We start from the raw sequence: 11,247 nt of genomic DNA on the forward strand, positions 1-11,247 counted from the left end.
CTCCCCTACATTGAAATGAAAGGAGGCAGAAAAAATGGATAGAACTGAATTTGATAAAATTGCTCAAAGCGTATATTCAGACGTCTATGATGAAAATCATATGGAAGAAGCTGTTAAAAAAGTTGAAAGTACACTAACTAACAACAACAAAATGAACGCTCTAGTACTTGCCATGGATAATTTAAACGTTGAATATACAAATGAGTTAATCTATAAATTGATTAAATAAAGACACCTGGAACAATTTCTACACTGTCATTATTTGATGTATTTCGAAGCATTCCTGATGAATATGCTTGTGCTAGCAATCCAGTAACTGCTGTAATCAGTTCTGGGTTGCCTTTTGTTTGATCGTCAGTTAATACATCGTGAATTAGTTGTTGAACATCTTGTTGAATATTTATTTCTGTCATGTCTACACCTCCCAATTAATCTTCTTTAACTCATTCAAATCTAGGTCTAACGCAATTGCTACCTTTACCATTGCTGGTAACGTTAACCTATTTCGTTTACCATTCGTAACATCATATAACGCTGCGATAGATACACCCGTTACATTTGCTAGCCAATAGCGGGTCTTATTTCCTTTTAAACGAAGTCCATCATTGATTATTTCTGCTAGTGACATTTGCTTAACTCTCCGTTATTTCTATTTCATGATATGATTGTTTATGGAAATGTTTTGAATCCGATTTCCCAAAGATTCATTTGCTTTCCAAAATTCATACGAAAGCAGGTGTTTGCATATGACAAACCCTATTAAGCCAGGTACTGATAATCAACGACCTGGTCGTTACACTGAAGTTGGCCCTCGAGGTGGAAAAGTTCCTGGTGGGCGAAATGTTAAAATTGGTCGTGGTGACCGTCTCCCACCAACCCAAAAGCCTGGTCGTGGTTGGGAGCACAAGTAACCTGGCAACACACATCTCTCACAGATGTGTGTTTTTTACTTTCCAATTCGCACACCGCTAACGTACTCACGCTTGCTTAGAGTGAAAGCAAAGTTGAACAAATTAAATTGGATCCAACTTATATAGTGTTCGCCAGATTCATCAGTAAATCGTGTCATATAGTGATGAAGCATTTCTACACCTCCAATTCTGTTTGCATCACGCCTTCAATCGTCGCAGCAGACGGTTCCCATTTTGTTTCAATAAAATCTATTACCTTGGTATATTGTGAAGACTTGATACGAGTTCGGTTACCAGCTCCCGTGACTTGCTTAATTTGACTATTCAAGTCTTTAAACAATGGCCCTCGATTATCACGAGGAATGTGATGCATGCGTGCCCAAGTGTGGACTCTGTGACTAACTGCTTCACCAATCGCTGCATAATCAGTGGCATTCACTGGTTGGTTAACAATGATGTTGTCGACCTTGCCTTCTAAAGTTCCTACTCGTTCACGCGAGTCCTGTTCTGATTCAAGTGCCAGCTTCATTTTTTCGTCTAGCGTCATTGGTTGTGCTTGATAACTTCCAGTCTTACGAATGCTTGGCAAGACTTCATGACGTACCCAATGCATAAACTGCTTAGCTTCTGTTTTACGGCTTGAACCAATGAAATTGTATAAACCGGGTTCACTGATGACGTTTGCCTCACCTTGACGACCTATGTTAAACATAGCCCGTTCATCATCTTCTAATCTTGCCAATGCTTGAGTAGTATTTTTAATATCTAAAGCTTTCGCCACATCTACTGCTACGAACCAAACTTCATCATCAATCTCTACTGTTCGAACGTTCATCTGTTCAAAGTTAAATACCTGTACTTCATTTGCCATGTTTGTCTCCTTATCTATGGATATAGACGTTTTCACCTTTGAATCCTGTGATGTTCATTAATTGTTGATAATTAATAACGGTATTGGGTCCACCAGCTTTTAAATCTAGTAGATCATCAACGTATTTCTTACTTACGCCGATTTTGTCTGCCAAATCTTGACGCTTAAAATGATTTGTTTTGATGTAGTTTTTGAAGTCATTTAACGGAAACCAAATTCTTGCCCAAGCCTCCTCTGTGCTGATTTCATCTACAATAGTTCGTTCAACCATATTTTCACTTCCTTTTTAGTAGTTGCTTTTTTAGTGTTATACTTATCTCATCAATTTTTTAAAAACAAAAAGGTGGTTTAGACATGACACTAGATAATTCTTTTATTAATGACGTTAAAGATGCTATCAAGAATAAAACATTCAATGTAATTGTTCCTGATAATTCGAATACAAACGAAGTCGTTCAATTTTTAATGAAGAGCGGATTTTCAGTAACATCAATTGATGATTATCTGGATCACCACACTTCTATTTCATTCACTAAGATACGTTAGATATGATGGCGGTATATTAGATTCTTCTGGATAATGAATAATTACCTTAAGGGTCTTTCTTTTTGCATCGTCCCACTCGTTCATAAACAAACCTTCAAAACTGATTCTTTTAACAAACTGTAACTTTTTGCCATCAACAATAACGTTAGTTGTCCCATCTATTTCTGATATAATTTCGACTCTATGTTTTGTTAAATCAATTTCGACCTCTTCATATTTATTTTTGATGACCTTACTAATTTCTTTGTTCATATCATCCATCTTCACAACCTCCTTTCTGCGTAATCTTTATTAAATTCTTGATTATTATTAACGCTTATATTTAATTGATCTACCTGTTGGTAATCCACAATTGCCACAATATTTATAAGCCGGTACCATTGTTTTACATACGATACATTCAACAAATTTGATACTGTCATTATTTCCAGAATTTTTAGTGACAGTATTTTTATTTTGTCCTTCCATTTCCTCTCCTCCTTTCATGTAGTGTAATTAAACAAGTAATTTTTACTTGATTAATTTGTTGAGTAATCTTACACTTAAAGTGTTGTTAGACATCAGGTAAAAACCTCTTAGAATCACTTAGTTTTGGTCGGCTAAGTGATTTTTTATTTTGCTTTCCTTTTTAAGGGTTGTTTTTTTAGTGTTATAATTACGTCTGTGCTTATGCACAATTAAAAATTTAGGAGGGCCTTTCTTCTATGGAAACCTTTTTGAATTAACCCTTTACTTAAAGAACTGTTTAATTAAGTTTCAAGACTCAACTCTTGCACGGCCCGCGCTTAAGGGTGTAAGTTTTCTTGGCCCATTCAACCAAGAACTCAAAGTTGGTGGAAACTTACTTTAAAAATGAACTTACAAGAGGGTTAATCATTTTTTATCTCATGAGGGTTGACTTGGAACGGCCAAATCATGAAAGTTGCATAGCATGATGTAATTAGTAATATATAATTGTTCCAATGCCTTTCTACATGCTTAGAAGGGGTTTTTATTTTATGATCCCATTTCCTTTCCTCCTTTCTTGTAGTGTAATTAAACAAGTAATTTTTATTGACATTTTTATAACTAAAGTTTAAACTTTAAACATGGTTAAAAACCGCAACAAATAGCTGTATTTATTGCTTCTACTTCATCAAAATATAGTACGAGATTTACACGCTTTTTTAGTTGCTTTATTACTTGAATGATTTAATTTTATAACTATAGTTTAATTACGTCAAGCGTTTTATAACAAAAGTTTAATTTTATTTCGTTTAATTTGGAGAAGTTACAATGACAACATTTGAACGAATTAAACAAACCGCGAAGGAACGTGGCTTAACTCTCAATCAATTAAATGATTTTGCAAAATTAAAAAACAATATTATTTACTCTTGGAAAAATAAAACTCCCTCAGCTGAAAATCTATTAAAGGTTGCTGACGTCCTAGGCGTATCGGTAGATTACCTATTAGGTAACACTGATGATATGCACGCAAATAAAAAGTCAGACAAAGTTATCAATCTTGATAAAGCTCTATCTGATAAGGGAGTTGTTATGGAATTTCAAGGGCGTGAGCTTTCGGATAAGGCAAAACGTGGTATTCTTGAAATTTTAAATTTAATTGATGGTGATGAGGATTGACATATGGACGAATTAGAGGAACAAGTTAATAAACTCATCTATTCATCAAATGTTATTCTACAATATGCTGAATTTAGCCCTGATGATCCAGATGTGGTTATTATTAGATTTGATAAACCGCCAGTTATTATCATTAACACAGCGTTCATTACACCTTATCCTATGGTTGCTAGAAAATCTCATGAACTTTCACACATTATATATGGTGACGGTGAGCCCATGCTTTATCATTTCTCAATTGGCTTTAAAAACCAATCTGAAATTACTGCAAATAAAGGCATGATTTATATATTAGCAACCTTGGCTTATAGTGACACACCTTTAGAATATCGTAATTACACTGACTTTATGAATAAGTTTCACTTGCCCTCTTGGTTTGAACCTATTGTTAAAGATGCAATACAAGAAATTTAAATTAAATGTAAAAAAAGCCACCCATCGGTGGCATACATATTACGTGCAGACAGGATTCACGTTAAAAGCTTTGGGAAAAGAATAACAATGAATAAAATTACAAAAATCAGTGCTATTTTATTGACTAGTATGTCAATGGAAATAATGTTTTCAAATTCAATTATTTCTTTAGATTCAAACATTGATTCGATTAGTGCTTCTTCTAGAAAAACAGAGAATGCTAACCAAAAACGAAAAGTTGTAAATAAAGAAATAGCTGACGGACTAAAACAAGACCAAGGATGGGCAAATGGAACACTTGATGAAAATGGAAATCCAACTGATAATGGAACCCCAAATTCATCTTACAATTGGTCATTAACCGTTAGTAAAATAACTTATACAAAAGATGGACAATTAAAAGCTGTTGTTAATGGCAATTTTAACTCACTTTCTAATACATCTAAAAAATTCGTTGGTAATTCAATTCAAAAATCTTCAATTGTGATTCTGGGTTCTCATTATAAAAAATATGAAGACATGACTGATATGATATACACCGCTTTTTATGATACAAATAACAATGCTATTGGTCATTCCAAGATAACTAATAATAGTGAATTTAAATTCTATTAGATAAAAAAACACGTGCACTCCTATCACCAAACAGTCATGTACGTGTAATTATATTAACAAGCGTTTTTTGCGCTTTTATTTACATAACTTAGTATTCAGAACAAGTTACAATTCACATCGAATTTTGTAGCAAAAAAAGGTCACACAAAATATACAAAGATGATTTTAACGTTAATTTTGGGCAGTTTAATGATTTCCTTTGGACGGATGCTAAACCACCCTATAACGTTAGTTCTAAAACCATTAATCAAATAATATTAAATGCTGCTTTAATGATTAGCAAAAGAAAGCTCTAATGAATTAAATCGTCTAATATGTAATAAATTATAGAGATTGTCATGAACAATGCTACTATTGCTGAAACTATTATTACGATACAAAGGAAAAAGCCAACTATATTAGCAAATATATCCATAACATAAATACCTCCATTTGTTTATATTCTAACACGTGCAACAATGATCCACGTAAAAAGCTATTCAGGAGAATCAATATGGGACCAGAAAGAAAATTTGGCAGAGCATCTTTTTTTGATGGCGGTTTACTCGCTTTAATTGGATGGACAATTCTTGGATTTTTAGTAACTGTACTATCGTTTGGAATTTTATATCCTTGGTCAATAGTCATGGTCTATGGGTGGAAAATTAATCATACTGTCATTGATGGTCATCGTATGCGATTCAGTGGATCAGCTGTTGGTTTATTTGGAAATTGGATTAAGTGGCTATTCTTCATCATTATAACTCTAGGAATTTATAGTTTCTGGGTTAATATCAAGCTAGAGGACTGGAAAGCTAAAAACACTAACTTCATCAATTAATGGTTAGTAATCGAATTAAAAAGCCACCCTGCTGGGGGCATACATATATTTAGAAAGGAATCACACTAAAAGCTTTTGGAAGTAAAGTAATGAAATCTTATACAAACTAATTGAATTGTGTGCTTTAAAAAGAAAAACATAATTAGTTAGCGTAAGTTAGCAACAGATGTTTATTATTGACAAAGAAAAAACAATATGGTGTAATTAGGTTAATGAAGCGAGTGCTGGACACTCTACCAAAAGGTCTAACTACATCTATATGTAGCTAGGCCTTTTGTGCATACAGGAGATTTATTTATGGAGTTAGAACCTAAAGTTTGGTTATCAATAGAAAATCAAATAACCAAACTGAAAGAACGTGGCATGTTGATAACAGACGAAGACTATCTTTTTGTGTCAGATGCACTAATGCAATACGGATATTATGAAATTATTAATGGTTATCGTACCCCTTTTTTGGTAAATGGAGAACATGATAATTTTAAAAAAAATACTACATTCTATGATTTATATTATTTGTTTGAATTTGATCAAGAGTTAAGGGATGCTACACTATCAGCAATAGAATTGTTTGAATTATCACTCCGCCAAGCAATTGCTAGAGTATTTTCAAAATATCATACTGAAAACCAACAGGAATATTTGAATTTTTCAAATTATAGGTCTCCTAGAAAAGGCCCCTACAAATTAGCAAAGTTGATAAAAACTTTAGCTAGTATTGCTTATTCAAATTTAGATGAACCATTTAAACATTACAGAGAACAATATAAAAATGTACCACCTTGGATTGTGGTAAAGGGATTAGACTTTGGTGGATTAAAAATTTGGTATTCGATGCTTAAGACGCCTGAAAAACAAGAAATTGTAGGAGATATATTGGATAAAGATTTAGTAGAGAACTTAGGAATTGTAGAAAGTGTTAAGTATTTTTCTTCAATGCTTGATTTATTTCATCAATTCAGAAATAGAGCTGCTCATGGTGGAAGAATTTACAATTATTTTCCAAAATCAAATTTTTTTGACAATAGAAGTCAAGAATATAAACCGATAATTCAATATCGTGAAGCTACTCATCAATATTTAAAAATTACCCCTAGTATGTATCGAGAAGGATTTGGACAAAGTGGTGTATGGTTACTAATGAAAATATTGATGAGTTTGGATGATAAAGGCATTTTTAACACACTATCTGTGAATTTCGATGGAATTCTTCAAGAATATCTATTTAGAAATCCGAATACTAAAGAACAACTACAAAAAGAAATGTTGATACCTAAAAATGATATACAGTTTACCCAAGCATATTTTACTGTCTTTTTAAATGTAGTTCCTGAATTTATGCGTTATGGTATTACGAAGGCATTCACGCCTTTTAAATTTGACCATATATTCTTATATTCTGAAAAATTAGGCTAAAAAGCACATCCCCTGTCGATAAACAAATGGATGTGCGTGTAATAAAAATACAAGCCACAATTAAATAGCCTATGGCACTAATTGTACCAGCTTAGAAAGGTGCAAACAATGAAACCGCAAAAGTATAAATTGAAGAATGGTGAAGATCGTTGGCTATTTCAAATATTCATAGGTCGTAATCCTATCACTGGTAAGCAGATTATAAAAACTAAAAGTGGTTTTAAATCTCCGATTGAAGCAACAATTGCCTATGCAAAAATGCTCGAAGAGCGTGAAAAAGGATCATATACCCTTGAATCACTTGCTGTTGAAAAAGTAACGGTTGAAACCTTATATAAGCAGTGGCATGAAGAATACGCTCAATCTGTTGAAGCCTCTACTCTTTCTAAAACAGAATCTTATTATAAAAATCATATATTGCCTGCGATTGGTTCTCGTAAGGTGCGTGATATAACTTCCGGAGAATTACAGTCACTACTAAATAAATGGGCCACACAAGCAAAATCTGGTGTTGTATGGGGACAGTACCTGAAACAGCTATTCTCATATGCTCAGTTACATGAAATTATTTTAAAAAACCCATTTGATGTAGTTACTAGGCCAAAGCAGGTTAATACTAGCCGAGAACGTAAGCAAGAAAATTTTCTGAATTCCGAACAACTCACCCGTTTTTTAAATTATTGGGAAACAAAAACTGTACCACAATATGCATATTTTCGCTTACTAGCCTATACAGGTTTACGACGTGGTGAAATATTAGCATTAACTTGGAATGATTTTGATTTTCAACGTCATCGCTTAACTATTAATAAATCTGTTGGTCTAGACTATCGTAATAAAACAACAAACATGTATCTTAAGCAGACAAAGACTGGTGCAAGTAATCGTATCATCTCAATAGATAAGAAAACGCTAGAAATTATGCAAGCTTATAAAAGCATTGCACCTAAAAATATGAACAATATTGTTTGGCCAGGTAAGCACACATACATGGATTTCAATGTTCCTGAAAGATGGATACAAAAAATGCGTAATGAACTGCCAGATTCAGATAATGATTTAAAGCATGTCACCCTTCACGGACTTCGCCATACGCATGCTACATTGTTATTTGAGCAAGCTGCACGTCATGGGAAATCAGCACCAATTAAGGCGGTACAAAAAAGATTAGGTCATGCTGATGTGGCAATGACTCTACAAATTTATACCCATGCTACAAGTCGTGAAAATGATATTGTAGATGACATATTAAACGATGGTTTTGACTAAATTTAATTATTACTTAACGAAAAATCTTAACAAAAAATCTTAACTTGTATCTTATTTTACCTAATATTAACTTATATCGAACAAATTAAAGAACGCCAGTAAGTACCTTTATATAGGCATTTACTGGCGTTTTCTTATGCTATTTAATTGTTAAAAGACACTTCAGGTAGCTCTGGCATATCTCTTGTAAACCTCTTTGTATCAATGTTTATAAAATTCGATGTGTGTTTTCATGTGTAATTTATTTTTTAAAATTATTTACTAACTAATTTTTAAAATTTAACCGTATAATGTCTTACCTATTATTCATTATACTATCTTATATTAAACATGAAAAAAAGCCCACTAAGTTATGCAAATTAGCATAGCTCAGTGGGCTTTAAACTTGATGAAAATTCGTAGGTTTTACAATCAATTTATTTAAGGATGGGTTTTTCATAGTCAACATCAAGTTGGTTAAATTATAAGTGTTCATATTTTTTAAAACAATAGAAATAAATATCATTGTTTTGTTTATTATCATAAATTAATGCTAGTTACTGCAAATAGAACAACGCCAAATGACTAACATTCCTGATTTTATCAACGGTTTAAGAGATGATTATAACGGTAGATAAGTAGTAATCTACGCTATCAATGATAGATGGTGTTTTTTATGGTTTCATATCAATACCCCCTTTTTCAGTGCAAAATAAAAGTAGTTGGCTACACATCGACAATTGTGACATGTAGCCAACCACTTTTATTTATTAATGGTATTCAAGCTCTTTTTCACTGCGCATTAAATAGTTACAGTTTATCTTATCTGATAAGATATGACGAGTCCATGTATTCAGTTTTCTTGATGTACTTCCGGTAAAGATATCATATTTTAGGTAATTCATCTTTACTCAGGTTAAACAAGTAACTGTTTTGTTTCACAATAATAGCCCCGTCCACCTGCAAAGATACTAGTAATATTATTTTCTTGATCATGATTCAGTTTTACTAATATTTCCGAAGGAGCATTCAAAGAATAACCTTGATTAAACACATACATGCTTTGTCGCAAATAGTTATGAGTGTATAAATAACCGGCTACCGCACAACTAGACGTTCCCGTAGCTGATTCCTCGTCAATATCGTATAGTGGCGCATAATTTCGGCACACAATACGGTTTTCTTGTATCGTATATAAGTGCATACCAATCACATCATGTTTCTCACTAACATTTTTAATTTTGTCAAAGTTTGGTTGTAATTCATGCAGTGCTTGCTCTGACTTTATAGGTACTAAAATATCTTTTAAACCTGTTGAAACAATTTGAATTGGATATTTTCTATCAATAGAATTCATATCAAAACACTCAGCTAATTCTCCTGGAAATAATTCTTCATAAAAAAGTTGGCTTATTTTGCTGCATGAAAACTACTGAATCTTTAATATTAATCACTAAAATACCACTATTGGTCTCAATCTGATATTGTTCTTTAGATAGCTTGTTTAAGTACATTAATATGACAAAGGTTGCAATAGTAGCGTGACCGCACAAGTCTACTTCTTCTTTAGGCGTAAAGTATTCTAGTCTAAAATCAGCTACTTTAGATTGTGAAATAAAAGCAGTTTCAGCATACCCTAATTGTCGAGCAATCTCTTTCTTTTGAGATACCTGTCCATAAAAACAACGCCTGCTTTATTACCGCCTGCCCCATCCTTGCTGAAAGCACTAGCTACATATACATTGACATTCATCTTATAGTCTCCTTATTTAAAAATAATTTCACATGCAATCTTAAAGAATAAATCGGTAATATCATGTCTATTTGAAGTGACCTATGCCGTTTTATAAAACTTAACAATAGCATTATAAAATGGCAGAGTTAGGATAAACAAAAACTGCCATATAATTCATATGGCAGCGCTATTTAGTTATTGCTTCCAACCACTCTGCGACAGCTAACATGACTTCTTCACTGTCTGGAGCATTAGTGACCATGAGCATTAATTTTTCACCAGTTTTGTTCACTACATTTACATTTTTAACTGAGATACCATTAATTGATAGAAAATAAAGTGCAGCTTGTATCGCAGTTCTTTTATTACCATCAACAAATACATGTTTTTTTGTAATCTTTTGCAAAATAAAAGCTGCTTTTAACCAGATGGTTGGATATAATTCTTTGCCAAAAACAACTTGTTGTGGTTGATCAACGACAACCAACAAAGCCTCATGTGATTGCACGCCATAATTATGACCACCTACCATTTGAACAGCATACTGATTGATTGCCTCTAATTCAGCTATTGTCAAATATCGCATTACTTATTCTTTAATTGTTCCATCAAGGGTTTAAACTGATCCATGAAATCATGAATATTATCAGTTTGTTGACCAGACAATTTGACAATAGGGCTAAAAATAATATTACCATCATTATCAGATTTCACTTCAAACTCTGTATTTTCAGGGATATTAAACGAACTGGGAATTGTAACGGTTGTGGAGTTTCCTACTTTACGTGCTTTTACTACCATATTGCCCACCTCCTTTTTGTATACATATAAGTATATACATAGTTATAGTTAACGTCAATTATTTTCACGTTCTGAAATTGGCCCTTTCAATTCATTTAAGTTTTCTGCCATAACTAAATTTTTAATAAACGATCGTGCATAAGTTCGATTCTTATGTTCCTTATTTTTTGTAGCCACCATTACTTAGCTTCATTTTAGGCACTCGTTTTATTATCTATCATTATATTACCTGTAATTTATTAAC

The 11,247-nt window shown here is 32.8% G+C and carries 17 protein-coding genes and 1 pseudogene; 8 read left to right on the top strand and 10 right to left on the bottom strand.

Features of this window, described 5'->3' with window-relative positions; translation table 11 throughout:
• The first annotated feature begins 34 nt into the window (after positions 1-34).
• Complete coding sequence (locus AC3B5D_RS03505; protein WP_489839479.1) at positions 35-229, top strand: hypothetical protein; 195 nt, start codon at positions 35-37, stop codon at positions 227-229.
• Here AC3B5D_RS03505 and AC3B5D_RS03510 read toward each other — a convergent pair.
• Together AC3B5D_RS03510 and AC3B5D_RS03515 are read right to left on the bottom strand one after the other, a co-directional pair.
• Positions 222-413 (bottom strand): hypothetical protein, encoded by a 192-nt coding sequence (locus tag AC3B5D_RS03510; RefSeq protein WP_489839478.1) that lies wholly within the window; start codon positions 411-413, stop codon positions 222-224. The two genes, AC3B5D_RS03505 and AC3B5D_RS03510, sit on opposite strands and share 8 nt — an antisense overlap.
• 2 nt (positions 414-415) lie before the next feature.
• Positions 416-628, bottom strand: coding sequence for a hypothetical protein (locus AC3B5D_RS03515; protein WP_489839477.1), 213 nt, complete (start codon positions 626-628; stop codon positions 416-418).
• A gap of 118 nt (positions 629-746) precedes the next feature.
• On the opposite strand from AC3B5D_RS03515, the gene AC3B5D_RS03520 reads away from it, so the two are divergent.
• Entirely contained in the window at positions 747-911 is a 165-nt protein-coding gene (locus AC3B5D_RS03520) for a YjzC family protein (RefSeq protein WP_277380278.1), read from the top strand.
• A 175-nt stretch (positions 912-1,086) separates the two neighbouring features.
• On the opposite strand, the gene AC3B5D_RS03525 is transcribed toward AC3B5D_RS03520, so the two are convergent.
• The 4 genes from AC3B5D_RS03525 to AC3B5D_RS03540 form a co-directional block, all read right to left on the bottom strand.
• Entirely contained in the window at positions 1,087-1,782 is a 696-nt protein-coding gene (locus AC3B5D_RS03525) for a BRO family protein (protein WP_489839476.1), read from the bottom strand.
• Between the two features lie 10 nt (positions 1,783-1,792).
• Positions 1,793-2,053: a hypothetical protein gene (locus tag AC3B5D_RS03530; protein WP_489839475.1), complete on the bottom strand. Its 261-nt coding sequence runs from the start codon at positions 2,051-2,053 to the stop codon at positions 1,793-1,795.
• A gap of 254 nt (positions 2,054-2,307) precedes the next feature.
• Positions 2,308-2,589, bottom strand: coding sequence for a hypothetical protein (locus AC3B5D_RS03535; RefSeq protein WP_489839474.1), 282 nt, complete (start codon positions 2,587-2,589; stop codon positions 2,308-2,310).
• Between the two features lie 48 nt (positions 2,590-2,637).
• On the bottom strand, positions 2,638-2,796 hold the full coding sequence (locus AC3B5D_RS03540; protein ID WP_489839473.1) for a hypothetical protein: 159 nt from the start codon (positions 2,794-2,796) through the stop codon (positions 2,638-2,640).
• Positions 2,797-3,603: 807 nt separating this feature from the next.
• Between AC3B5D_RS03540 and AC3B5D_RS03545 the strand changes: the two genes are divergently transcribed.
• The 6 genes from AC3B5D_RS03545 (at position 3,604) to AC3B5D_RS03570 (ending at position 8,488) form a co-directional block, all read left to right on the top strand.
• A complete protein-coding gene (locus AC3B5D_RS03545) occupies positions 3,604-3,954 on the top strand; it encodes a helix-turn-helix domain-containing protein (RefSeq protein WP_489839472.1) in 351 nt (116 codons plus the stop codon).
• A 3-nt stretch (positions 3,955-3,957) separates the two neighbouring features.
• A complete protein-coding gene (locus tag AC3B5D_RS03550) occupies positions 3,958-4,368 on the top strand; it encodes a hypothetical protein (protein WP_489839471.1) in 411 nt (136 codons plus the stop codon).
• Positions 4,369-4,455: 87 nt separating this feature from the next.
• Positions 4,456-4,983 carry a hypothetical protein gene (locus AC3B5D_RS03555; protein WP_489839470.1) on the top strand — a complete coding sequence of 176 codons (528 nt, stop codon included), beginning with the start codon at positions 4,456-4,458 and terminating at the stop codon, positions 4,981-4,983.
• A gap of 493 nt (positions 4,984-5,476) precedes the next feature.
• Complete coding sequence (locus AC3B5D_RS03560; protein ID WP_489839469.1) at positions 5,477-5,803, top strand: hypothetical protein; 327 nt, start codon at positions 5,477-5,479, stop codon at positions 5,801-5,803.
• A 297-nt stretch (positions 5,804-6,100) separates the two neighbouring features.
• On the top strand, positions 6,101-7,219 hold the full coding sequence (locus AC3B5D_RS03565; RefSeq protein WP_489839468.1) for an Abi family protein: 1,119 nt from the start codon (positions 6,101-6,103) through the stop codon (positions 7,217-7,219).
• 108 nt (positions 7,220-7,327) lie between these two features.
• Positions 7,328-8,488: a site-specific integrase gene (locus AC3B5D_RS03570; RefSeq protein ID WP_489839467.1), complete on the top strand. Its 1,161-nt coding sequence runs from the start codon at positions 7,328-7,330 to the stop codon at positions 8,486-8,488.
• 895 nt (positions 8,489-9,383) lie between these two features.
• Here AC3B5D_RS03570 and AC3B5D_RS03575 read toward each other — a convergent pair.
• The 4 genes and pseudogenes from AC3B5D_RS03575 to AC3B5D_RS03590 all read right to left on the bottom strand — a co-directional run bounded on the left by AC3B5D_RS03575 (position 9,384) and on the right by AC3B5D_RS03590 (position 11,183).
• A pseudogene (locus AC3B5D_RS03575) lies at positions 9,384-10,220 on the bottom strand (PhzF family phenazine biosynthesis protein).
• A 169-nt stretch (positions 10,221-10,389) separates the two neighbouring features.
• Positions 10,390-10,788 (bottom strand): type II toxin-antitoxin system death-on-curing family toxin, encoded by a 399-nt coding sequence (locus AC3B5D_RS03580; protein WP_489839466.1) that lies wholly within the window; start codon positions 10,786-10,788, stop codon positions 10,390-10,392.
• Positions 10,788-11,003: a type II toxin-antitoxin system PemI/MazE family antitoxin gene (gene mazE / locus AC3B5D_RS03585; protein WP_489839465.1), complete on the bottom strand. Its 216-nt coding sequence runs from the start codon at positions 11,001-11,003 to the stop codon at positions 10,788-10,790. The genes AC3B5D_RS03580 and mazE overlap by 1 nt, the downstream gene beginning before the upstream one ends.
• Before the next feature lie 54 nt (positions 11,004-11,057).
• Positions 11,058-11,183 (bottom strand): hypothetical protein, encoded by a 126-nt coding sequence (locus AC3B5D_RS03590; protein WP_489839464.1) that lies wholly within the window; start codon positions 11,181-11,183, stop codon positions 11,058-11,060.
• Positions 11,184-11,247 lie beyond the last annotated feature (64 nt).

The organism is Weissella sp. ESL1177, assembly GCF_058107185.1.

Bases quoted from the DNA above. Each gene is read 5' to 3' on its own strand.
- AC3B5D_RS03505 (WP_489839479.1), top strand. From the start codon at position 35: ATGGATAGAACTGAATTTGATAAAATTGCTCAAAGCGTATATTCAGAC.
- AC3B5D_RS03510 (WP_489839478.1), bottom strand. From the start codon at position 413: ATGACAGAAATAAATATTCAACAAGATGTTCAACAACTAATTCACGAT.
- AC3B5D_RS03515 (WP_489839477.1), bottom strand. From the start codon at position 628: ATGTCACTAGCAGAAATAATCAATGATGGACTTCGTTTAAAAGGAAAT.
- AC3B5D_RS03520 (WP_277380278.1), top strand. From the start codon at position 747: ATGACAAACCCTATTAAGCCAGGTACTGATAATCAACGACCTGGTCGT.
- AC3B5D_RS03525 (WP_489839476.1), bottom strand. From the start codon at position 1,782: ATGGCAAATGAAGTACAGGTATTTAACTTTGAACAGATGAACGTTCGA.
- AC3B5D_RS03530 (WP_489839475.1), bottom strand. From the start codon at position 2,053: ATGGTTGAACGAACTATTGTAGATGAAATCAGCACAGAGGAGGCTTGG.
- AC3B5D_RS03535 (WP_489839474.1), bottom strand. From the start codon at position 2,589: ATGGATGATATGAACAAAGAAATTAGTAAGGTCATCAAAAATAAATAT.
- AC3B5D_RS03540 (WP_489839473.1), bottom strand. From the start codon at position 2,796: ATGGAAGGACAAAATAAAAATACTGTCACTAAAAATTCTGGAAATAAT.
- AC3B5D_RS03545 (WP_489839472.1), top strand. From the start codon at position 3,604: ATGACAACATTTGAACGAATTAAACAAACCGCGAAGGAACGTGGCTTA.
- AC3B5D_RS03550 (WP_489839471.1), top strand. From the start codon at position 3,958: ATGGACGAATTAGAGGAACAAGTTAATAAACTCATCTATTCATCAAAT.
- AC3B5D_RS03555 (WP_489839470.1), top strand. From the start codon at position 4,456: ATGAATAAAATTACAAAAATCAGTGCTATTTTATTGACTAGTATGTCA.
- AC3B5D_RS03560 (WP_489839469.1), top strand. From the start codon at position 5,477: ATGGGACCAGAAAGAAAATTTGGCAGAGCATCTTTTTTTGATGGCGGT.
- AC3B5D_RS03565 (WP_489839468.1), top strand. From the start codon at position 6,101: ATGGAGTTAGAACCTAAAGTTTGGTTATCAATAGAAAATCAAATAACC.
- AC3B5D_RS03570 (WP_489839467.1), top strand. From the start codon at position 7,328: ATGAAACCGCAAAAGTATAAATTGAAGAATGGTGAAGATCGTTGGCTA.
- AC3B5D_RS03580 (WP_489839466.1), bottom strand. From the start codon at position 10,788: ATGCGATATTTGACAATAGCTGAATTAGAGGCAATCAATCAGTATGCT.
- mazE (WP_489839465.1), bottom strand. From the start codon at position 11,003: ATGGTAGTAAAAGCACGTAAAGTAGGAAACTCCACAACCGTTACAATT.
- AC3B5D_RS03590 (WP_489839464.1), bottom strand. From the start codon at position 11,183: ATGGTGGCTACAAAAAATAAGGAACATAAGAATCGAACTTATGCACGA.